Origin of the sequence: Tepidibacter formicigenes DSM 15518 (assembly GCF_900142235.1) — a bacterium.
Taxonomy (GTDB): Bacteria; Bacillota; Clostridia; order Peptostreptococcales; family Peptostreptococcaceae; genus Tepidibacter; species Tepidibacter formicigenes.
In genome coordinates this window covers 74187-97122 of record NZ_FRAE01000005.1, presented here as the reverse complement: position 1 = coordinate 97122, position 22936 = coordinate 74187, and the positions used below count along the sequence as shown (strand labels likewise).

At 29.9% G+C, this 22936-nt stretch carries 17 protein-coding genes and 1 other annotated feature; of the genes, 15 read left to right on the top strand and 2 right to left on the bottom strand.

The window, feature by feature from the left end; genetic code table 11:
* The first annotated feature begins 110 nt into the window (after window positions 1-110).
* The 11 genes from hisC to BUA77_RS00915 all read left to right on the top strand — a co-directional run bounded on the left by hisC (window position 111) and on the right by BUA77_RS00915 (window position 15007).
* Window positions 111-1223: a histidinol-phosphate transaminase gene (gene hisC / locus BUA77_RS00965; protein ID WP_072886540.1), complete on the top strand. Its 1113-nt coding sequence runs from the start codon at window positions 111-113 to the stop codon at window positions 1221-1223.
* Window positions 1224-1243: 20 nt separating this feature from the next.
* On the top strand, window positions 1244-3022 hold the full coding sequence (gene iorA, locus BUA77_RS00960; protein ID WP_072886539.1) for an indolepyruvate ferredoxin oxidoreductase subunit alpha: 1779 nt from the start codon (window positions 1244-1246) through the stop codon (window positions 3020-3022).
* 2 nt (window positions 3023-3024) lie between these two features.
* A complete protein-coding gene (locus BUA77_RS00955; protein WP_072886538.1) occupies window positions 3025-3618 on the top strand; it encodes an indolepyruvate oxidoreductase subunit beta in 594 nt (197 codons plus the stop codon).
* Window positions 3619-3712: 94 nt separating this feature from the next.
* On the top strand, window positions 3713-5032 hold the full coding sequence (locus BUA77_RS00950; protein WP_072886537.1) for an MFS transporter: 1320 nt from the start codon (window positions 3713-3715) through the stop codon (window positions 5030-5032).
* Between the two features lie 324 nt (window positions 5033-5356).
* The gene (gene recQ / locus BUA77_RS00945) at window positions 5357-7498 is read left to right on the top strand and encodes a DNA helicase RecQ (RefSeq protein ID WP_072886536.1); all 2142 of its coding nucleotides are present in this window, start codon (window positions 5357-5359) and stop codon (window positions 7496-7498) included.
* Window positions 7491-8855, top strand: coding sequence for an MATE family efflux transporter (locus BUA77_RS00940; protein WP_072886535.1), 1365 nt, complete (start codon window positions 7491-7493; stop codon window positions 8853-8855). Before recQ ends, BUA77_RS00940 begins: the two co-directional genes overlap by 8 nt.
* Before the next feature lie 110 nt (window positions 8856-8965).
* Window positions 8966-9230 (top strand) — a binding site (T-box leader).
* 288 nt (window positions 9231-9518) lie between these two features.
* Complete coding sequence (locus BUA77_RS00935) at window positions 9519-9743, top strand: ACT domain-containing protein (RefSeq protein WP_072886534.1); 225 nt, start codon at window positions 9519-9521, stop codon at window positions 9741-9743.
* A gap of 13 nt (window positions 9744-9756) precedes the next feature.
* Window positions 9757-10749, top strand: a complete 993-nt coding sequence (gene ilvC / locus BUA77_RS00930) for a ketol-acid reductoisomerase (protein ID WP_072886533.1) — start codon at window positions 9757-9759, stop codon at window positions 10747-10749.
* Window positions 10750-10759: 10 nt separating this feature from the next.
* The gene (gene ilvD / locus BUA77_RS00925; RefSeq protein ID WP_072886532.1) at window positions 10760-12415 is read left to right on the top strand and encodes a dihydroxy-acid dehydratase; all 1656 of its coding nucleotides are present in this window, start codon (window positions 10760-10762) and stop codon (window positions 12413-12415) included.
* 22 nt (window positions 12416-12437) lie between these two features.
* Entirely contained in the window at window positions 12438-14087 is a 1650-nt protein-coding gene (gene ilvB / locus BUA77_RS00920) for a biosynthetic-type acetolactate synthase large subunit (protein ID WP_072886531.1), read from the top strand.
* Between the two features lie 11 nt (window positions 14088-14098).
* A complete protein-coding gene (locus BUA77_RS00915; protein WP_072886530.1) occupies window positions 14099-15007 on the top strand; it encodes a branched-chain amino acid transaminase in 909 nt (302 codons plus the stop codon).
* A 51-nt stretch (window positions 15008-15058) separates the two neighbouring features.
* Here BUA77_RS00915 and BUA77_RS00910 read toward each other — a convergent pair whose 3' ends face one another.
* Window positions 15059-16159, bottom strand: a complete 1101-nt coding sequence (locus tag BUA77_RS00910) for a GerAB/ArcD/ProY family transporter (protein ID WP_072886529.1) — start codon at window positions 16157-16159, stop codon at window positions 15059-15061.
* 147 nt (window positions 16160-16306) lie between these two features.
* On the opposite strand from BUA77_RS00910, the gene hpdB reads away from it, so the two are divergent.
* The 4 genes from hpdB to hpdA all read left to right on the top strand — a co-directional run bounded on the left by hpdB (window position 16307) and on the right by hpdA (window position 21690).
* Window positions 16307-19030 (top strand): 4-hydroxyphenylacetate decarboxylase large subunit, encoded by a 2724-nt coding sequence (hpdB, locus tag BUA77_RS00905; protein ID WP_072886528.1) that lies wholly within the window; start codon window positions 16307-16309, stop codon window positions 19028-19030.
* 5 nt (window positions 19031-19035) lie between these two features.
* Complete coding sequence (gene hpdC, locus BUA77_RS00900) at window positions 19036-19296, top strand: 4-hydroxyphenylacetate decarboxylase small subunit (RefSeq protein WP_200773896.1); 261 nt, start codon at window positions 19036-19038, stop codon at window positions 19294-19296.
* Between the two features lie 89 nt (window positions 19297-19385).
* Window positions 19386-20681, top strand: a complete 1296-nt coding sequence (locus BUA77_RS00895; RefSeq protein WP_072886527.1) for an MFS transporter — start codon at window positions 19386-19388, stop codon at window positions 20679-20681.
* A gap of 67 nt (window positions 20682-20748) precedes the next feature.
* Complete coding sequence (gene hpdA, locus BUA77_RS00890; RefSeq protein ID WP_072886526.1) at window positions 20749-21690, top strand: 4-hydroxyphenylacetate decarboxylase activase; 942 nt, start codon at window positions 20749-20751, stop codon at window positions 21688-21690.
* A 112-nt stretch (window positions 21691-21802) separates the two neighbouring features.
* Here the strand turns inward: hpdA and BUA77_RS00885 are convergent, their stop codons facing one another.
* Window positions 21803-22687 carry a formate/nitrite transporter family protein gene (locus BUA77_RS00885; RefSeq protein WP_072886525.1) on the bottom strand — a complete coding sequence of 295 codons (885 nt, stop codon included), beginning with the start codon at window positions 22685-22687 and terminating at the stop codon, window positions 21803-21805.
* Between the last annotated feature and the right edge of the window lie 249 nt (window positions 22688-22936).

The following is a 22936-nucleotide window of genomic DNA, read 5'->3' as shown; positions in this document are numbered from 1 at the left end:
TCAGTAGGATTATACTGTTGGCATGATATTTGCTTAAAATAAAGATAATTCTTAAAATTCTCATAAATAATCAATTTCTTATTAAATTTAAAATAAAGGGGAATGAAAAGATGGGAAAAAACTTGTTTAAAAATGAAGTATCTTCAATAAAGCCCTATATTCCAGGTAAATCTATAGAAGAATTAAAAAGAGAATTGGGTATAGAAGATATTGAAAAGCTTGCATCAAATGAAAATCCATTAGGACCATCACCAAAGGCAATTGAAGCGATTAAAAAAGAAGCAGAAAATATTCATATTTATCCAGATCCAAATTCTACTAAATTAAAAGAAGAGCTTGCTAAAAAACACAATTTAACTTCTGAAAATATTGTAGTAGGTAATGGTGGAGAAGAACTTTTAAAAATGATTGCACAAACTTTTATAAATTCAGGTGATGAAGCTATAATGGCAAATCCTAGCTTTGGTAAATATGCAAGTGAAGTAATGTTTATGGGTGGGATAGCTCATCAGGTAGAGCTTAAAAACTATAAACATGATTTTAAAGCTTTTATAGAAAGAATAAATGATAAAACAAAATTAATATTTGTATGTAATCCTAATAATCCAACAGGAAATATAATGACTAAAGAGGAAATTGAATATCTTGTAAAGAATGTTCCAGATGATGTTGTAATAGTATTTGATGAAGCATATTATGATTATGCAATAAAAAATACTGATTATCCAGATACCTTAAGTATATTAAAAAAGAGATTAAATACGATTATCCTGAGAACGTTTTCGAAGGTATCAGGAATTGCAGCTGTAAGAGTAGGATATTTATTAACTTCTAAGGAAATTTGTGAAGCAATGAATAAGATTAAGCTTGTTTTTCATGTAAATAGGCTTGCACAAGTAGCTGGTATTGCAGCACTACATGATACTGAGCATACACAAAAAACAGTAGAGCTTAATTATAAGTCTATAGACATGATGGAGAAATATTTTGAAGAAAATAACTTTGAATATATAAAATCAAATGCAAATTTCATATTTGTAAACGTAGGAATGGATTCAAGAGTAGTATTTGAAAAGCTTCTTAAAAAAGGAATAATAGTAAGACCAGGATATCTATGGAATTGGGACAACTGGTTAAGAGTAAGTACTGGAACGCTTGAACAAACTAAAAAATTTATAACTAAATTAGATGGAGTATTAAAAGAAAATAAAATATATGCTTAAAATAACAAGGGGGAATTTAGATGAAAAAGCTTATGACAGGTAATGAAGCCATTGCTAGAGGATTTTATGAAGCTGGAGGAACTGTAGCTTGTGCATATCCTGGAACACCATCTACTGAAATACTTGAAAACATGGTCTTATATAAAGAAGATGTTTATTGTGAATGGGCACCAAATGAAAAGGTAGCTTTAGAGGTAGCTATAGGTTCATCTATTGCAGGAGCAAGATCTCTTGCTGCTATGAAACACGTAGGAGTAAACGTTGCAGCAGATCCTCTTATGACATATGGATATACAGGGGTTAATGGAGGACTTGTTTTAGTTTCTGCAGATGATCCTGGAATGCATTCATCTCAAAATGAGCAAGATAATAGATACTATGCTAAATTTGCAAAAATAGCAATGATTGAACCTAGTGATTCTCAAGAAGCTAAAGATTTTATAAAAGATGCTCTTGAGATATCTGAAAAATTTGATACTGCTGTTTTATTTAGAGTAACAACAAGAATATGTCACTCTAAAACTTTAGTTGAATTTAATGATAGAGAAGGGGTTAGTACTAAGCCTTATACTAGAAATATATCTAAATTTGTTGCAACACCTGCTAATGGTAAAAAACTACATGTTGTAGTTGAGGATAAATTAAAAAAACTTGAAGAATTTAGTAATAATACTCATTTAAATAAAATTGAATGGAATGATAAAAAAATAGGAGTTATAACTTCTGGTATAGCTTATCAATATGCTAAAGAAGTATTTGGAGATAATGTTTCCTATTTAAAACTTGGATTTACTCATCCTCTTCCATTTAAGAAGATAGAAGAATTTGCAAATGAAGTAGAAACTTTATATGTAATAGAAGAGCTTGAGCCGTATATAGAAGAGCAATTAAAAGCAAGAGGAATTAACTGTATAGGAAAAGAAAAAATTCCAAGAATAGGAGAGCTTAATCCGGATATAATAGCCAGTTCATTACTTGGTATAGAAAATGAAGTTGCAAGTAGTGTAGAAGTTTTAAAAGAGGATATCATATCAAGACCTCCAACTTTATGTGCAGGATGTCCTCACAGAGGATTATTCTATGTTTTATCTAAAAAGAAAAATATAATGATTACTGGAGATATTGGATGTTATACATTAGGATCTTCGGAACCATTAAATGCTATGGATACTTGTATTTGTATGGGGGCTTCTATTAGTTCTGGCCATGGCGCTCAAAAAGCATTTAATATAAACAATGTAGATAAAAAAGTTGTAAGCGTAATAGGAGATTCAACATTCTTCCATACAGGACTTTTAAGCTTAGTTGATGTAGTATACAATAAAGGAAACTCAGTTACAATTATACTTGATAATAGAATAACTGGAATGACTGGACATCAAGAAAATCCAGGAACAGGATATACATTAATGGGAGACAAAACTATTTCTATAGATATCCCAAATCTTTGTAAGGCAGTAGGTGTAAATAATGTAAAAGTAGTTAACCCACTTAATTTAGAAGAAACAGAAAAAGCAGTAAATGAGGCACTTGAAGCTAATGAGCCTTCTGTTATTGTAACTAAATGGCCTTGTGTTCTTAAAAAATTAAGTTTAGAAGATAAAGAACAGTTTGAGATCAATACCAAACCATTTAAAGTAAATGAAGAAAAATGTAAAACTTGTAAAATGTGTTTAAAATCTGGATGTCCTGCTATATCATTAGATGATACAGTGAAAATAGATCCGACTATGTGTGTTGGTTGTAGTGTGTGTGCTCAAGTTTGTCCATTTGATGCTATAGAAAGGGTAGGTGAATAATAATGAACAAAGTAAAAAACATTCTATTAGTAGGAGTTGGAGGACAAGGTATAATATTAGCTTCTAAAGTATTATCAAGTGGATTAATAGATGCAGGATATGATGTTAAAATGTCAGAGGTTCACGGTATGGCTCAAAGAGGGGGTAGCGTTACAACTCAAGTTAGATATGGAGAAAAAGTATACTCTCCTATAATAGGAAAAGGGCAAGCTGATATAATTGTAGCCTTTGAAAAGGTAGAAGCTTTAAGATGGCTTGAGTATTTAAAACCAGATGGTAAAATAGTAATAAATGACTATAAAATACCTTCAGCTACTGTTCTTTCAGGAAAAGAAAAATACCCAGAAAAAGTACTTGAAAAGCTGGAAGAAAAATTTGATAATATAACTATTATAAACGCAGCTGATGAAGCAGTTAAGCTTGGAAATATAAAAGCTCAAAATATAGTGATGCTTGGAGGTCTTATAAAAGCATTAAAAATAGACAATATAGATTGGAATAAAGCTGTAAAGGAAAATGTAAAGGAAAAATTCATAGACTTAAATCTAAAAGCGATTGAAAAAGGAATGGAGTTTGAAGAAGAAAAAGCTGTATAATAAAATAATCATGTAAAAAAACAAGATAACTATAATAGAATATAAAAATAGTTATCTTGTTTTTTTAAAAAATATAATTGAAAGGAAATTACTAATGAAAAATATAGAAGAAACTAAAGTAAAAAAGCTTATGACCTACAGGTGGATTGTTTGGGGCATACTTGCTTTTGCTTATATAATAGTATTTTTCCACAGACTTGCTCCTGGGGTTGTAAAAGAAGATTTAGTAAATGAATTTTCTATATCAGGAACTACATTTGCTAATTTAGGATCAATGTATTTTTATGCTTACATGATTATGCAAATTCCAGCTGGAATATTAGCAGATTCTTTAGGAGCTAGAAAAACTGTATCAATAGGAGTAATAGCTTCAGGAATTGGTTCTATTATATTTGGATTAGCTCCAAGTATATTTTGGGCATTTATAGGAAGATTACTAGTAGGAATTGGAGTATCAGTAGTATTTATTCCAATACTTAAAATACAATCTCAATGGTTCAAAGAAAGTGAATTTGGAACAATGTCAGGAATAACATCATTTGCAGGTAACTTAGGTGGTATAATAGCTCAAACTCCTCTAGCTCTGTTAGTTGCAGGTATAACATGGAGATATTCATTTGTTGTAATGGGGGGTTTTTCTATAATAATAGGAATTTTATGTTATTTACTTGTTAGAAATAACCCAACTGAAATGAATCTTCCATCTATTGCTCAAATAGAAGGAAAACAAGAATTTGAAAATAACAATAAAAAAGTTAATTTAAAAGAAGGATTTATAAAGGTTATAAGTAATCCTAGAACTTGGCCAGGATTTATGATATTTGCTGGATTTTTTGGAGCCTTTGTCTCCCTAACTGGTGCATGGGGAGCTTCATATATAGTTGATGTTTATAAAATATCTAAGGTATCTGCTGCAAATTATATGATTTCTCCAGTATTAGGACTTGCAATAGGTAGTATTGCAATAGGTAAAATATCAGATAAAATAAAAAAGAGAAAGTTGCCTATGATTGTATTTGGATCTATTTATGTTATTACTTGGGGAATTATAGCATTTGCTGGGAAAATACCATCTCCAATTTTAATGTTTTTATTATTTACATTAGGTTTTACATGTTCAGCATTTGTATTAGGATGGGCATGTTCTAAAGAGATAAACCCACCTGAGATAGCTGGTATTTCTACTTCTGTAGTAAATATAGGAGGATTTTTTGGAGCAGCTATTGTACCTCCACTTCTAGGAAAAGTTTTCGATAAATTTGGAGGCACGTTATCTTCTATAGAGCTTTATCATAAAGCATTTTTATATTGTTTTATTTCAGCGATAATTGGATTTGTATTTACATTTTTCATAAAAGAAACTAATTGTAAGAATATATATGTAAACAAAAAAGATGATAAAAGAGCAGTATAAAAGAGTGTAAAAATTTACACTCTTTTTTTATAACGAATAGGAAATTATATTCCTCTTTAAATTGTGGATAAATATAAATTCCGTTATGAGTTTTAAGCAACGGAATTCATTAGAATTCGTTGGCGCCATGAAATTTTAAAAAAGTCTACATTGTAAAATCTTTAGAATAAAGACTTTTTTATACCCTAAGCATTTACATGCATTTGAAAGTATTTTTTTAAAATAAAATAATTTATGATAAAATTATTTTAATTATGTATGAATAATTTGTTTTTGGTTATTGAATAAATATATTGATTATACAAAATTAAAGGAGTAAATTCTATGTATAGTTTAGAGAAGAATATATTAAAAAAATACTTTGGATATGATAAATTTAGAAAAGGACAAAAAGAAGTTATAGAAAGTATATTAGGAGGAAAAGATACTTTAGCTATAATGCCTACAGGAGCAGGAAAATCTCTGTGCTTTCAAGTGCCTGCCATGGCTTTTGATGGAGTTACAATAGTTATTTCGCCTTTGATTTCTCTTATGAAGGATCAGGTAGATTCTCTTAATAGTATTGGGATAAGATCTACTTATATAAACAGTACACTTTCTAATTTAGAAATAACAGAAAGATTATTTGATGCTAGAAATAGAGAATATAAATTAATATATGCTGCACCAGAGAGATTAGACTCACAAGAATTTTTAAATTTTTTAAATGATGTTGAAGTTTCTTTAATAGCAGTAGATGAAGCACATTGTGTATCTCAGTGGGGACACGATTTTAGACTAAGTTATACAAGAATAAGTCAAACTATCAATAGACTTAATAAAAGACCAATAGTTGCTGCTTTTACTGCAACTGCTACAGAAGAAGTTAAAAATGATATAAAAAATTTATTATCATTAAACACTCCTAATGTATATGTAACAGGATTTGATAGAGAAAATTTAACTTTTTCTGTAATTAGAGGAGAAAATAAAAAAGATTTTATATTAAATTATCTTGAAGATAAAAAAGATGAAACTGGAATAATATATGTAGCTACAAGAAAAGAAACAGAAAATCTTTACAATAAACTCATAGAAAAAGGATATAATGCAGGAATTTATCATGCAGGGCTTAGTGAACATGAAAGAACAAAATCCCAAGAAGATTTTTCTTATGATAATATTGATGTAATGGTTGCTACAAATGCGTTTGGTATGGGGATAGACAAATCAAATGTTAGGTATGTAATTCATTATAACATGCCTAAGAATATGGAAAGCTATTACCAAGAGGCAGGGCGTGCAGGAAGAGATGGAGAGCCTAGTGAATGTGTCCTTTTATTTAATCCTCAAGATGTTCAAACTCAAAAATTTTTCATAGAAAAGACTTTAAAAAATATTAATAGAAAAGGATATGAATATAAAAGGCTTCAAGATATGATAGACTACTGTCACACCTCTAAGTGTTTAAGAAAATATATACTTGAATACTTTGGAGAAAAAAATACAAAAGAGAAATGTGGAAACTGTAGTATTTGTAATGATGATAGAGAAACTCAAGATATAACTGTACTTTCACAAAAAATATTTTCTTGTATCTATAGAATGAAAGAAAATTATGGAATAAATTTAGTGGCTGATGTTTTGAGAGGTTCAAAGAATAAAAGAATATTAAACTTAGGATTAGACAAGTTGTCTACTTACGGAATAGTTAAAGAGTATACTATAAAGGAAATTCAGGATATAATAAATAAGCTTATTGCAGACGATTATTTAAGTATAACAGAAGGTAAGTATCCAGTTTTAAAACTTAAAGAAAAATCAGTATCAGTATTAAAAGGAAATGAAAAAGTATTTATGAAGATACACAAGAAAAGCAAAGTTATTAATAAGGATAATACTTTATTTAATATATTAAGAAATCTAAGGAAAGAAATATCCCAAAGAGAAGGGATTCCTCCATATGTAGTTTTTTCGGATACAACACTTAGAGAGATGAGTGAATATTTACCTAAAGATGAAAATGAACTTTTAAATATCAAAGGAGTAGGAGAGTTAAAGCTTCAAAAGTATGGAGAAGAGTTCCTAAATATAATAAATAAATATATTAGTGAAAATAATGTTATAAAGTTAAACAAAGAAAATATAAATGAGACTAAAGAAGAAAAAATTAAAACACATATAATAACATACAATATGTATAAAGAAGGAAAAGAAATAGAAGAAATAATTAAAGAAAGAAATCTTACAAAAGTTACTATAGAAAGTCATTTATTAAAATGTTTTGATGAAGGACTGGATATAGATTTAGATGAATTCATTCAAAAAGAATATAAAAAAGAAATATTTGATGCTATAAAAAATATAGGAGGAGAAAAATTAAAGCCTATAAAAGAAGTTCTTCCAGATGAGGTAAGTTATTTTTCTATTAAGGCAGCCCTATATAAATATAGTAATATGGTTGGGAGAGAACATAGATATGATTAATAGTATTTTTAAAGATAATAAATTTTATAAAAATATGCTTTTACTAGCAATACCTATTGCTCTTCAAAATCTAATAACATCATCACTTAATATGATAGACACAGTTATGATAGGAAAGCTTGGAGAAAATCAAATTGCATCAGTTGGAATTGCGAATCAAGTATTTTTCTTGTATGTTATCATAATATTTGGAATTAACAGTGGAGCGTCTATGTTTATTTCTCAGTTTTGGGGTAAAAAAGATATAGATAATATAAGAAAAACTCTTTCAATATCAATTATGTCAGGATTAATATTGAGTTTAATATTTTTAACTTTAGTATTATTTGGCTCAGATATTATAATAAATATTTTTACAAAGGATAAGGAAGTAGTTGATTTTGCAAGAAGGTATTTAAAAATAGTATGTATAAGTTATCCTATTACAGCTATAAGCTTTGCATATGGCTTTAGCTCTAGGAGCATTAATAGAGCTATGCTTCCTATGATTGTAAGTGCTATTTGTATATTTATAAATGCGTCGCTTAATTATGTGTTAATATTTGGAAAATTTGGATTTTCTCAAATGGGTGTAGCAGGAGCTGCACTTGCAACGCTTATATCAAGAACTATAGAAATGGCAATTATCTTAGCATATGTATATAAAAAAGATCATCCTTTAAAGATTAGTATAGATGATTTTAAGAGCGTATCAATTAATTTTATAAAAACTGTATTAAAAAAATCAGCACCTGTAATATTAAATGATGCATTTTGGGCTCTTGGAATGGTAATGTATTCTATAGCCTATGCTAAAGTTGGAACTAGAGCAATAGCAGCAACTCAAATTTCAAACACAATTCAAAACTTTTTTATGGTAGTTTCAATGGGGCTTGCAAATGCTTGTGCAGTTATGCTTGGAAATGAAATAGGAGCAAATAATGAAGATACTGCAGTTGAATATTCTAAGAAGTTTTCAATTTTAGGATTTGCAGTTGGAGGATTAGTAGGATTAATATTATATTTACTGATTCCGTTAATATTATCTATGTTTAATATCTCAACAGATTTATATAAAGATGTAGTTAAAATATTAACTGTACTTTCTGTATTTATGAGTTTAAAAACCTATAATGTAATATTAATAGTTGGTATATTAAGAAGTGGAGGAGATAACAAATTTTCACTATATTTGGAAATGGGATCTGTTTGGCTTATAGGAGTTCCACTTGCATTTTTAGGAGCATTTCTTAAATATCCTATTTATGTAATTGTATTTTTAGTATACTGTGAAGAAATAGTTAAAGGAATTATCGGATTTTTTAGAGTCGCATCTAAAAAATGGGTCAATAATATAGTAGCTCAAATATTAAAATAATTTTACATAAACATAAGTTTTTTTAAAAAATTTAATATTTTCAGAAAAAACATATTGACAATATTTTCTTATGGATATATAATCCTGTATAACATCATAAAAGTCAATATGTCAAAGCGAAGACGGAGACAAAAACATTTATGTATTAACTACAGAGAGCCAACGTTTGCTGAAAGTTGGTGTTAATAAAAATGTATAATGATCACTCCAGAGCTTCTGAGTTGAAAGATTTTATTCGAGTAAACAAGGACGGTTACCACCGATATATGGTTAGGGTTCACTAAGAGCTAAATGTTCAAGGTCGACCTGAATAAAGGGGCAGTAATATTTGCTGCAAATAGAGTGGTACCGCGAAAGTAATCTTTCGTCTCTATAGATATATATGTATTATATATTTGTTGAGATGAAAGATTTTTTTATTTTTATTCTATAGGAAACTATAAATTTTTTAAACTGTAACTTTGGTAACTGAATAAAAGTATCAACTATTTTGAGCAACGGAGTCCGTTAGGACTCGTTGGCGACATGAGCCATGCGATAGCATGAAGCGAATTTTTTTATTGCCTATAAATAGTATTAGAGATAAAGAGGTGATGAAAAATAGGTGAATTTCAATGATTTAATTCAGAATATTCAGAATACAAAGAAAAGGAAGGGATGTATATGGAAAACAGAGTTTATGCAAAACTCAATCAAGGAATAGATAGCTTTATAAGAGTCACAAGTGTTTTGAGAAGAAAAGAATTTAACATAAAAGAGCTTAATATGACATCTAATAATAGTTTTATCAATTTGGATATTTTATTAGAAGATGAAGGTTGTTTAGTTAATAAAATGGTAGATCAAATGTCAAAACTAGTAGATGTTAAAGAAATAAAAGTATTATAGGGGGTAATTAAAAATGGCAAAAATGTATTATGAAAAGGATGCAAATTTAGATGTACTAGAGGGGAAAAAAGTAGCAGTTTTAGGATATGGAAGTCAAGGCCATGCTCATGCACTTAATTTAAAAGACAGTGGGGTAGATGTAGTCGTTGGATTATATGAAGGAAGCAAGTCTTGGGATAAAGTAAAAGAAGATGGATTAACTGTTATGAATGTAGAAGATGCAGTAAAGGTAAGTAATGTTATTATGATGCTTCTTCCGGATACTAAGCAAAAGAAAGTATTTGATGATAATGTAAAAGCTAATTTAAAAGAAGGAGATGCATTAGCTTTTGCCCATGGCTTTAATATTCACTTTAATCAAATAGTTCCACCTGAAAATGTAGATGTTTTTATGGTTGCACCAAAAGGACCTGGACACTTAGTTAGAAGAGTTTACAAAGAAGGTAAGGGAGTACCTGCGCTATTTGCGGTTTATCAGGATTATACATCAAATGCTAAGGAACTATCACTTGCATATGCAAGTGGAATTGGAGCTACAAGAGCAGGAGTACTTGAAACTACTTTTAAGGAAGAAACAGAAACTGATTTATTTGGAGAGCAGGCTGTGCTTTGTGGAGGAGTAACAGAGCTTATTAAAGCAGGATTTGATACCTTAGTAAAAGCAGGATATCAAAAAGAAATAGCATATTTTGAATGTCTTCATGAAATGAAGTTAATTGTAGATTTACTTTATGAAGGTGGATTTGAAAAAATGAGATATAGCATAAGTGATACAGCAGAATATGGAGACTATATGGTTGGAAAAAGAATTGTTAATGAAGACACTAGAAAAGAAATGGAACAAGTTCTTAAAGAAATTCAAAATGGAAAATTTGCTAAAGATTGGATAGTAGAGAATGAGATAAATAGACCAGTATTTAATTCATTTAGAAATAAAGAGCTAGAGCATCCAATTGTTGAAGTTGGAAAAAACTTAAGAGAAATGATGTCTTGGATAAATGATTAGGAGGATTAATATGAGAAGCGAATCTGTAAAATTTGGAATAACAAAATCACCACATAGGTCACTGTTAAAAGCAGCAGGACTTACAGATGAAGAAATAAATAAACCACTTGTTGGAGTTGTTAATTCTTTTAATGAAATAGTACCAGGACATGTAGAGCTTAGACAAATAGCAGATGCAGTAAAAAGAGGCGTATTAATGGAAGGGGGAACCCCTCTTGAGTTTCCAGCTATTGCAGTTTGTGATGGAATTGCTATGAATCATGAAGGTATGAAATATTCTTTAGTAAGCAGGGAAATTATAGCAGATAGTATAGAAATAATGGCAAAAGCCCACGGACTAGATGCTCTAGTATTAATACCTAGCTGTGATAAAGTTGTTCCTGGAATGCTTATGGCAGCAGCAAGAATAAACATACCAAGTATTATTGTGAGTGGAGGGCCAATGCTTGCTGGAAGGTTTAATGAAAAAAAAGCTGATTTAACAACTGTATTTGAAGGTGTTGGAAAAGTATGTAGTGGACATATGACTGAGGAAGAACTTAAATATCTTGAAGAAAGTGCATGTCCTACTTGTGGTTCCTGCTCAGGAATGTTTACAGCAAATTCAATGAACTGTATGACAGAAGCACTAGGTATGGCACTTGAGGGAAATGCAACAATACCTGCTGTATTTTCACAGAGAAAAAGACTTGCCAAAAAAACAGGAATACAGATAATGAAGCTTTTAAAAGAAAATGTACTTCCAAAAGATATTATGACTAAAGATTCTTTTAAAAATGCATTAACAGTAGATATGGCATTAGGGTGCTCTACAAATACAGTACTTCACTTAACTGCTATTGCTCATGAAGCAGGAGTAGATATTGATCTTAATAAAATAAATGAAATAAGCTCTAATACTCCTAATTTATGCAGACTAAGTCCAGCAGGAGATTATCATATAGAGGATCTTTATTATGCAGGCGGGATAGTATCTGTTATGAATGAATTATCTAAAAAGGAATTAATAAATTTAGATGTACCTACTGTAAGCTTAAAGAAAGTTAAAGAGTTGATACAAGGAAAAGAAAAGTTAGATAATAAAGTAATAGCAGATATACATAGTCCTTACAGCAGTGATGGAGGAATAAAAATTTTATTTGGGAACTTAGCACCAGGTGGTGCAGTAGTTAAAAAATCTGCTGTAAGTGAAAAAATGATGAATACTATATCTACAGCTAGAGTATTTGATAGTGAAGAAGATGCAGTTGAAGCTATATTAAATGGGAAAATTAAAAGAGGAGATACTGTAGTTATAAGATATGAAGGGCCAAAGGGAGGTCCGGGAATGAGAGAAATGTTGACTCCAACTTCAGCACTTGTAGGAATGGGACTTGATGAGAGTGTATCGTTAATTACTGATGGAAGATTTTCTGGTGGAACAAAAGGTGCTGCTATTGGTCATGTTTCTCCAGAAGCAGTAGAGGGAGGACCTATTGCATTAGTTGAAGATGGAGATTTTATAAAAATAGATATAGTAAATGGGATATTAGAACTTGTTGTAGAAGATGAAGAGCTTACTAAAAGGAGAAGTAATTTGAAAATTAAAGAGAATAAGTATACAGGATACCTTAAAAAATACTCTAAAATCGTGAGTTCTGCTTCAAAAGGAGCTATTTGTACTTAATATAAATAGAAAGAGTGATAATATGAATGGCGCTAATTTACTGCTAGAATGTTTAAAAAATCAAGGAGTAGATACTTTATTTGGATATCCAGGAGGAGCTGTTATTCCTTTATATGATGCCCTTTATAATTACAAATATTTTAAACATATAAGAACAGCTCATGAGCAGGGAGCAATCCACGGTGCAGATGGATATGCAAGAAGCACTGGTAAAGTTGGAGTATGTATAGCAACTTCAGGTCCTGGAGCTACAAATACTGTGACAGGAATTGCTACAGCTTATATGGACTCTGTACCTTTAGTTGTTATTACAGGTCAAGTTTCAACTTCGCTTTTAGGTAAGGATTCTTTTCAAGAGATAGATATAACAGGTGTTACTATGTCTATTACAAAGCACAATTATTTAGTAAGAAATGTAAATGATATTCCGACTATTGTTAATGAAGCCTTTGAAGTAGCTAAAACTAAAAGACCTGGACCTATACTTATAGATATTCCAAAGGACATATTCTTAGCTGAATATAATAAAGTAAAAAAATACACTGATAATAATCAGAATATTCTTGATATCAATAATCTCGAAAATAATTTAGATGAATTAGTGAAAATAATAAATGACTCTAAAAGGCCAGTTATTTACGCTGGTGGAGGAGTAAAAATAGCAAATGCATGTGATGAACTTTTAAGATTTGCTAAAAAAGGAGATATTCCTGTTGTAAATACTTTAATGGGACTTGGAACTATAAAAAGAGATGATGAACTATCCTTAGGACTAGTTGGAATGCATGGATTTAGAGAAAATAATTTGGCTGTAACCAATAGTGATTTAGTTATTGCTATTGGAGCAAGGTTCAGTGATAGAGTTATAGGAAATTCAAATGGATTTGCTCCTAATGCAAAAATTATTCATATAGATATAGATGCAACAGAAATGAGTAAAAATAAAGAATCACAATACCATATACTAGGGAATTTAAATGAAATATTAAAAGTTCTTACAGATAGAATGGAAAATAAAAATAATGGAGAGTGGAAAAAACAAATAAAACAATTTGAATCAAAAAATGAAATAGATGAAAATTTATTTCATCCTAAAAATATATTAAATAGATTTAATGAAAAGTTAAAAGATGATGTTTTTGTAGTAACAGATGTAGGTCAGCATCAAATGTGGACTGCTCAATATTGGAATTTTAAAAATTCTAGATCTTTTATAACATCAGGCGGGCTTGGTACTATGGGATTTGGACTAGGGGCAGCAATAGGAGCCAAAGTTGCTAATATGGATAAAAATGTTTTATTAGTTACAGGGAATGGAAGTTTTGGAATGAATTGTAATGAATTATCAACTGTAGCAAAATACAAAATTCCTATAACAATACTACTTTTAAATAATCAGACTTTAGGAATGGTAAGACAGTGGCAAAGATTATTTTGTGATGAAAGATATTCACAAACAGATTTAGATTATGAAATTGATTATTCAGCTTTAGCAAAAGTTTATGGAATGAAAGGATATACTATAAAGTCAATGGATGAGCTTAATAATTTATTAAGTGAATGTGAATTTGGAAAGGAGCCTTTATTTATAGAATGCAAGATAAACAAAGATGAAGGGGTTTACCCAATTGTACCACCTGGGAAAAGTATAGATTATTTAATTGAAAATTAGGAGGGATAACTATGAGTTATGTTTTTTATCAAGGTGAAATAGTAAAGGAAGAAGAAGTAAGTATAAGCATGAGATGTAAGGCATTCAATTATGGACTTGGATGTTTTGAAGGAATAAGAGCTTATTGGAACGATGAAAAGAAGCAGCTTTATGTATTTAGACTAAGAGAGCACTACGAAAGACTTCTTAACTCGTGCAAAGCTTTATATATAAATATTCCTTATACAGTTGAGCAGCTTTGCGATTATACGTTAGAACTACTTAGAAAAAATAATTTTAAAACTACAGTATATATAAGACCAGTTGCATATAAAGGGTCTAATGAGTTATTCCCTACTGTATATGATGATGACAATAGAGTATTGATATACTGTCAGCCTATGGGTAATTTTGCAGGAAAAGATGCATTTAGAGTTTGTGTATCTTCATGGAGAAGAATTTCAGATAACATGATTCCTGCGAGAACTAAGCCTACAGGAGGATATTTAAATTCAGCATTAGCATCTTTAGAAGCTCTTCAAAATGGATATGATGAAGCTATTTTGCTTACAGATGATGGATATGTATGTGAAGGACCTGGAGAGAATATATTTATAGTTAAAAATAACAAATTAATAACTCCCCCACCATCAGATAATATTTTAGAAGGTATAACTAGAGATACTGTAATGAGAATAGCTAAAGAAGAGCTTGGAATGGAAGTGGTTGAAAGAAGTATAGCAAGAAGTGAACTTTATAGTGCTGATGAGGTTTTCTTTAGTGGAACAGCCATGGAGGTTACATCAGTTGTTGAAGTAGATAATAGAAAAGTTGGAGATGGAAAACCTGGAAAAGTATGTTCACAAATAAAAGAGCAGTTCTTTGGATTAACTACAGATAATAATCCTAAGTATTCACATTTTTGCACTCCAGTTTATTAAATTATAAAAAATCCTATATTATTTTTATCCTAAGTATGGGTAAAAATAATATTAGGATTTTTTTATATTTTTTATTAAATTTTTATATCTAATTTCAACAGTGATGAATACAATAATAGGTAAAATTACTTGAAATGGAAATGCATAATATTGCCATACATTTAAAATCCATTCAAAATAATCTTTCACACCATCGTGTAAAAAATAAGATAAATTAATCATGAGTAGAGAGATAGGTATTACTATAAATTTGTAATCATTAATGTCGAATATTCTAGAAATTCCCTTACATGAAGCAAGTAAGTATATACTTCCTTTAATAAAAGCTCCAAATGAGAATACGACGGCTATTATAACTTCCAGTCTTTGAAGTAAACTTCCAACATCTATTCTTGAAGTGCTATCATATGAAGCATAGTATACACTTACAGCTCTATTTACTCCTAAAACTAGTATGTTAGTAACAGAAATTATAAATATAACTAATCCTCCTATTAATAAACTTTTAAGATAAACATTATAATAAGATTTTTTTGTTTTAAATCTTGAAAAAGCTGCTGTAAATACTGCAGTTTGAGTAAATGGAAATGCAAATACAGAGTAAGTACCCTTTATAATTGGCTTTATTCCGTTATTTAAAAAGGGATATAAGTTATCAATATTCATATCTTTAATTAATAATAATCGTGAAATCAATATAAAACCAATTAATATAATCAAAAAAACTTCTGCCCATCTTCCAATCACTTCAATACCTTCTTTTACTATATAAGAAGATAAGATAACAATAATTATCATTACTATAATTTTAGGTGTATTCCATAAAGCAACTGTATTAACGAAATTAGTAAAATTCATATAAACTAATACTCCTGTGTGAAATATAAACAAGGTATATAATATTAATACTACTTTTCCAATTATATTACCAAAGCAAAGTTCAATAATGTCAAATATATTTTTTCCGGGAAAAGTTGACAAAAGATAAGAACATACAAGTGCAATTGGAATATGAGCAATCATTGCTAAAATAATAGCTATCCATAAATCCTGTTTAGCATCAAGTCCTCTTGCCATTATAGATGCAGTTCCTATTATAAACATAATCATAATAGAAAGACCTTGTTTATCAGATAGTATTTCTTCATTCATTACATATATCCTCCGATGCTTACATTTTAATAATATTTTAACCTTATTAATATAAATTAATTCGGTTTAGTAATTATATAATATTTTAAAAATTAAAATCATATAAATATATTGATGAAAGTCATTTAAAAAGGGGGAAAAGTGAATATGGATGAAAGTAAAAAAATGAAGCTAGCTGAAATTTTAGCTTCAAAAGGGTTATCTATGAATTATCAATATGGAGGGAATGCACCAGACGAGATGGTAGATAGAGAGATTAAAAAGGAACCTGCCCCGAGGTCCAAAAGGTTAAGAGATATCTTTTATAATACATTGTCAACTGCAAATATGGAGTTTCCTTATTGGTATAATAGAAAATGGAAGGAATTAGATGGAGAAGTTACTATAGTTAGAAGAGCTAAGGCTTTGAAAGAAGCGTTTTCACATTTAACACCAAATATTATTCCAGGTGAAAAATTAGTTATGCAAAAGACATACAATTATAGAGGTTCATTTCCTATGCCATGGCTTTCTGAAAGCTTTTTTGTAGCTAAAGAAAGTGAGCTTTATAAAGCAGCACTTGAGTCAGGAAGTGCGAGTGCAGGAGAATTGAGTGAATTTGGGCAAGGTGGAGGAAATGTTACAAAAAGCTTTGGAAATGTAGTATCAATTGCTGGAAAGTTTGGAATGAGAAAAGAAGAAATTCCAGTATTACTTAAAGTAGCAAATGAATGGATAGGAAAATCAGTAGAAGATATAGGTCATAAATATGAAAAAATGGTTCCAGATTATAAAACAAAAGAGAATATAATGAGAAGCTTAGTTTGTATGTTTGACTCAGGATTTACTTTACCACAGGGAAGAGAGGTAATAAATTATTACTATCCTCTACAATATGGATTTGATAGACTTATTGAAATGGCTAAAGAATGTAAAGATGAGGTTGCAGGTAATGCTGGTGGTGACGGCATTATAGGGATGGATAGATTATATTTTTATGAAGCTGTAATTCACTCAATAGAAGGTATTCAAAATTGGATATTAAATTATGCAAAACATGCAAGAAGACTTGAAAAACTAGCTAAAAATATTGAAGAGAAAAAAGAGTATGCTGATATTGCTAATTGCCTTGAGTGGATTGCTCATAATAAGCCAAGAACATTTAGAGAGGCTCTTCAACTTTCATATACTCTACATATTGCAGTAGTTAATGAAGATGCAATATCAGGAATGTCTATAGGAAGACTTGGTCAAGTATTATATCCATGGTACGAACAAGATATAGAAGCGGGAAGAATAAGTAGAAAAGAAGTGCTTGAGCTTCTTGAACTTTATAGAATAAAAATAACATGTATAGACTGCTTTGCATCTACTGGAGTTGTTGGTGGAGTTTTATCTGGAAATACATTTAATAATTTAAGTCTTGGAGGATTAACAAGAGATGGGCAATCTGCTACGAATGACTTAGAAATGTTAATAGTAGAGGCAGGAATTACATGTCAAACTCCTCAGCCTACATTATCAGTTCTTTATGATGAAAGATTGCCTGAGAAATTCTTATTAAAATGTGCGCAGTGTGATAAAACAGGAGCTGGATATCCTGCTTGGATGAATAATAGGATAGGAATTGAGTTTATAACTAATCAATATGGGTCAGAAGGAATGACAATAGAAGAAGCAAGATCCTTTGCAATAGGTGGATGTCTTGAAACTTCACCTTGTTGTTGGAAGGAGCTTACTTTAAACGGTAAAAAATATGAAATACCTGGAGGAGCAGGTCAACCAACAAGTGTAGGGGTTCACTTTATTGCAAATCCTAAAGTATTAGAACTTGTCCTTACAAATGGAAAAGATCATAGAACTGGAATTCAGGTATTTAAACCTCATAATAAAGAACTTAAAACTTATGAAGAATTATTTGAAACATTTAAAGAATATTATGAAAAAGCAGTAGATGTACTGTCAAAGACTAATAATATACAGCACGATATATGGCGTAAACAAAATATGGCAGTAATAAATTCATTCTTAAAACCAGATTGTCTTGATAAAGGACATCATATTGGAAATATGGGATATAGATATAATGCTACATACAATGTAGAAAGCTGTGGAACTATTACTATGGTTAACTCATTAGCTGCTATTAAAAAGATAGTTTATGATGATAAAAAATACAGCTTAGAACAAATAAAAGATGCTGTAATTAATAACTTTGGATTTAAAAATGCACTAGAAACTAGAAGCTTTTCATTAGTAGATCAAGAAAAATCAGATACAAGTGGAAAATATGATGATATATACGGTGAATGCTTAACGGCTCCAAAATATGGAAATGACGATATTTATGTAGATAATATTTTAAAAGAATATGAAGAGTGGTTTTGTAGTATGGTTAGAAAGCCAGAATCATTATACGCAAAACCTATGTACGCTTGTCAAATATCCGTTTCTACTCATGGAGCACAAGGGGCTGCAACACTTGCAACACCAGATGGAAGACTTGCAGGAACAACTTATGCAGATGGTTCTATGTCAGCTTATCCTGGAACAGATAAAAATGGACCATATGCTTTATTTGAATCAGCAACTGTTTGGGATCATTCACGTTCTCAAAACTCTCAAATGAATATGAAAATACATCCAAGTGCATTAAAAGGAGAGCAGGGAACTAAGCATTTATTAGAATTAACTCGTGCATATATGAGAAAGGGAGGATTTCATATTCAATATAATATTGTAGATTCTAAAGTATTAAGAGATGCTCAGAAAAATCCTAATAACTATAGAGATCTTATGGTAAGAGTTGCAGGATTTACACAATATTGGTGTGAAATTGGTAAACCTATTCAAGATGAAGTTATTGCAAGAACAGAATATGAAGGAGTGTGATTAATGTGTCAAAATCAAAACACAACGATTGCTTAAATTTTTCTCCTGTTGATGCATCAAAGGGGATTTGCAGGATAACAGGTTCCATGATTAACATAGATAGTGAAGTATGTTCTAAGTTTGATTTAGCACCTAAATGCAGAAACTGTGAATACTTTAAAAAACCTGATAAAGATGAAATAGGAATATGCTTAGGATTAAATAAAGAGGATTGGACATTTGGAGATTTAAATGCCATAACATGCAAGGGACATAAATTTAAGTAATTTTTAATCCTAAAATTTAAAAGGCGCAATTGAATATTGCGTCTTTTGATTTAATATTAACCACAATTCTATTGAAAGGATTGATATTAATGTTAGAAAGCGAAGTAAGTGAAAAAAGAGCAAAACACCTAGGGTATATGGTTGTACTTGCATCATGGCTTGCTGTATTTTGCTTGTTTGGGTATAGGGCTACTTTTTCAGTTTTACAGGGACCAATGGCAAAGAATTTAGGATGGAGTGCATCTAGATTAACTCTTGGTTATTCACTTATGATGAGTGTTTATGCAGTAACTGCATTCTTTAGTGGAATGATAATAGATAAATGGGGTACAAAACCTGCTTATTTTTTAGGAGCAATTAGTGGGTCTTTAGGGTTTTTAATAACAAGCTTTGCTAAAACATATATATCATATTTACTTCCATATGCTGTATTTGCAGGTATAGGAACAGGAATGCTTTGGGTATCATCAACAGTATCAGTAAGAAAATGGTATGTAGGCAAAGCGTATGCTACCATGTGGGGAATGGCATTTATGGGAGCACCTGTTGCACAAGTTATACTAAGCCTTGGTGCAAAACAAGTTCTTGCAACAATGGACTGGAGATTTGCAATGAGAATTTTATCACTAGTTGTATTTATAGCGTTAATAATTGCTACTATTGTTGCAAAGAAAAATCCAGAATATTATGGACTTTCGCCTTTTGGGCTTGACACAATAAAGCCTAGAGAAGTTAGCTCAAATAATAGAGAATGGAGTATTAAACAGGCTTTTTCTACTTTTCCTATTTGGGGAGCGATTATTGCATTTTTAACAAGTATGGTTGCTGAATTTTTAGTTTGGACTCAAATTGTAAAGTATTGGACATCAGATTGCAATTTATCATTATCCACTGCAACAAATCTTTATGTTGTAATAGGAATAGCTGGAATATTTACAATGCCTTTTATGGGATTTATAGCTGATAAATTAGTAAGTAAACTAAAAAATGAAACTAAAGCTAGAAAACTTATGATTACTTTTGCACCTATAACAGGGGTTATAGCATGTATAGTTTTAATGACTGGAAAAGGAGCAGCAATTTTAAGTATAGTATCATGTATTATATTTGCTGTTTATTGGGCTATTGAACCTGGTGGAGTTGCAGGATATGCTGCATCTGTTTATGGAAACAAAACTTTTGGGAAAATTTGGGGGTTATCAACTCTTATAGTTATGGGAATAGGACCTGCGTTTGGAAGTTTTATGGGTGCATACTTATATGATATATCTGGGAACTATTTCAATTCATTAAAGTTTGCAACAGCTTCATTTTTAGTATCAGCTATTGTTGCTCTATTTCTTCCATTATCAATTGGTAAGAATAAAGAAGCATTAGATAAATAATACTAATTTGAGTTGTACAATTAGTAATTGTACAACTCAAATTAAAATATAAAAATGGGGGATTTTTATGGATAATGAAATAAAAGGAACTATATTTGATATACAGAGCTTTTCAGTACATGATGGACCGGGATGTAGAACAACAGTTTTTATGAGTGGATGTCCTTTAAAATGTGAGTGGTGTGCAAACCCAGAAAGTTGGACATTAAAAAAATATATTATGTTTAATCAGACAAGTTGTAGATTTGAAAAAGGATGTAATAGATGTAAAAATATATGTAAATATGGAGGTCTTAATTTTGAAAATAATAAACTAAAATTAAATTGGGATATATGTAAAAATTGTACAACTTTTGAATGTAGTAGTGTTTGTTATTATGACGCATTAAAAGTATGTGGAAAAGAGTATAAAGTTTCAGATATTATAAAAATACTAAATAGGGACAGTCACTCTTGGAGTAAGGATGGTGGAGTTACATTTAGCGGTGGAGAGCCATTTATTCAAAGTGAATTTTTAATAAATGTTTTGAAAGAATGTAAGAAAAATTATTTTCATACTGCCATTGAAACTACTGCTTATATAGAGAATGATACTTTTTTAGAAGCATTTAAATATATAGACTTTGCATTTATTGATGTAAAGCATATGAACAGAGAAAATCATAAGAAAAAAACTGGAGTTTATAATGACTTAATACTAAGTAATATAAAGTCATTAGTAAACTTTAATTGGAATGGAAGGTTAGTTCTTAGAATGCCAGTAATAAGACAATTTAATGATACTTACGAAAACATAATGGATACTATTAGTTTTATGAAAGAAAATAATTTAGTTGAGATAAACATACTTCCATTTCATAGATTAGGGGAGTCTAAATGGAGACAGCTAGGGAAAGAATATAAATATAAAAATGAAGAACCAACACCTATAAAGAAATTGGAGGAAATACAAGATTTATTTATGGAAAACAATATAGCTTGTTACATAGGCCATGATACTTTATTTTAATTGAATATATTATATGAAATATAAAAAAGATTGTATGGCAATTATTTTAATAATTACTATACAATCTTTTTACATATTTTACTTTTCGTTATCATTAGGGCGTATTATTTAATTAAGAATTACTCTTTGCAGTTTTTTCCTCTGAATTTACTTCGCTTTTAGATTTCTTTAAATATAAGAACCAATATACAGCTCCTACAAATACTGCTCCTCCAATTATATTTCCAAGAGTTACAGGAATTAAGTTATTTACTATAAATGATTTCCAATTTAATGCATTTAGAGCTTCTTGAGTAAGGTGAGAAGCTTCAGCATAATGTGGATTTGATTTAGCTAGTATTCCTGCTGATATATAGTACATATTTGCAACGCTATGCTCAAATCCTGATGTTATAAATAACCATATTGGAAATAATATAGCAAGTATTTTTCCTGCAAAATCTTTAGCACCATAAGCCATCCATACAGCAAGACATACAAGCCAGTTGCACATAATTCCTAAGAAAAGTGCAGATGTAAATGAAAGAGATACTTTGTATGATGCTATTTTTATAGTAGTTCCTGCAAGCATATTATTTCCCATGTGTAGTTGACCTGATTTTACAATCATATATGATATAAGTAGGGATCCTACAAAGTTTCCCAAGTAAACAAATAACCAGTTTTTCAGCATATCGCTTAATTTTACTTTTCTTTCAAGTACAGACATAAATATAAGCGTATTTCCTGTAAATAAATCCCCTCCTGCTAATAAAACAAGCATAAGTCCAGTTCCAAATATTGCTCCTGCCATGGCTTTTCCAAGGCCATAAGTTTCAGGTTTTGCCCATAATCCATAAGCTGAAACGTTAGAACCTTCAGCTGCAAAAGCAATAAAAGCTCCTGCTAAAATACCTAATATAAATTGTTTAATATAAGGACGATTAATTTTTTTAATACCTGTTTTAATCGTTGATAGTGCAATTTCATCAGGTGTTAAGTAATTTTTACTGTTCATGATAAGAATATGTCTCCTTTCTTATTGTGTTAAAATATTGATAATTAATTATAATTATATACAAATTATATCATTATGTATACAAAAAACAACATATTATTAATTATTATTTAATTATGAAAAATAAGTAAATTATATTATTTAGTATAATTTAAGAAAAGAAACAAAAAAATGTAAATTAATGACTTAAAATACTTTAAGAAGATTGATAAAAGTAAAACGAAACCAATTGTAAAAAAATAGAAATTA

Excerpts from the sequence above, each read along its gene's own strand:
- hisC (WP_072886540.1), top strand. The coding sequence starts at position 111 with ATGGGAAAAAACTTGTTTAAAAATGAAGTATCTTCAATAAAGCCCTAT.
- iorA (WP_072886539.1), top strand. The coding sequence starts at position 1,244 with ATGAAAAAGCTTATGACAGGTAATGAAGCCATTGCTAGAGGATTTTAT.
- BUA77_RS00955 (WP_072886538.1), top strand. The coding sequence starts at position 3,025 with ATGAACAAAGTAAAAAACATTCTATTAGTAGGAGTTGGAGGACAAGGT.
- BUA77_RS00950 (WP_072886537.1), top strand. The coding sequence starts at position 3,713 with ATGAAAAATATAGAAGAAACTAAAGTAAAAAAGCTTATGACCTACAGG.
- recQ (WP_072886536.1), top strand. The coding sequence starts at position 5,357 with ATGTATAGTTTAGAGAAGAATATATTAAAAAAATACTTTGGATATGAT.
- BUA77_RS00940 (WP_072886535.1), top strand. The coding sequence starts at position 7,491 with ATGATTAATAGTATTTTTAAAGATAATAAATTTTATAAAAATATGCTT.
- BUA77_RS00935 (WP_072886534.1), top strand. The coding sequence starts at position 9,519 with ATGGAAAACAGAGTTTATGCAAAACTCAATCAAGGAATAGATAGCTTT.
- ilvC (WP_072886533.1), top strand. The coding sequence starts at position 9,757 with ATGGCAAAAATGTATTATGAAAAGGATGCAAATTTAGATGTACTAGAG.
- ilvD (WP_072886532.1), top strand. The coding sequence starts at position 10,760 with ATGAGAAGCGAATCTGTAAAATTTGGAATAACAAAATCACCACATAGG.
- ilvB (WP_072886531.1), top strand. The coding sequence starts at position 12,438 with ATGAATGGCGCTAATTTACTGCTAGAATGTTTAAAAAATCAAGGAGTA.
- BUA77_RS00915 (WP_072886530.1), top strand. The coding sequence starts at position 14,099 with ATGAGTTATGTTTTTTATCAAGGTGAAATAGTAAAGGAAGAAGAAGTA.
- BUA77_RS00910 (WP_072886529.1), bottom strand. The coding sequence starts at position 16,159 with ATGAATGAAGAAATACTATCTGATAAACAAGGTCTTTCTATTATGATT.
- hpdB (WP_072886528.1), top strand. The coding sequence starts at position 16,307 with ATGGATGAAAGTAAAAAAATGAAGCTAGCTGAAATTTTAGCTTCAAAA.
- BUA77_RS00895 (WP_072886527.1), top strand. The coding sequence starts at position 19,386 with ATGTTAGAAAGCGAAGTAAGTGAAAAAAGAGCAAAACACCTAGGGTAT.
- hpdA (WP_072886526.1), top strand. The coding sequence starts at position 20,749 with ATGGATAATGAAATAAAAGGAACTATATTTGATATACAGAGCTTTTCA.
- BUA77_RS00885 (WP_072886525.1), bottom strand. The coding sequence starts at position 22,687 with ATGAACAGTAAAAATTACTTAACACCTGATGAAATTGCACTATCAACG.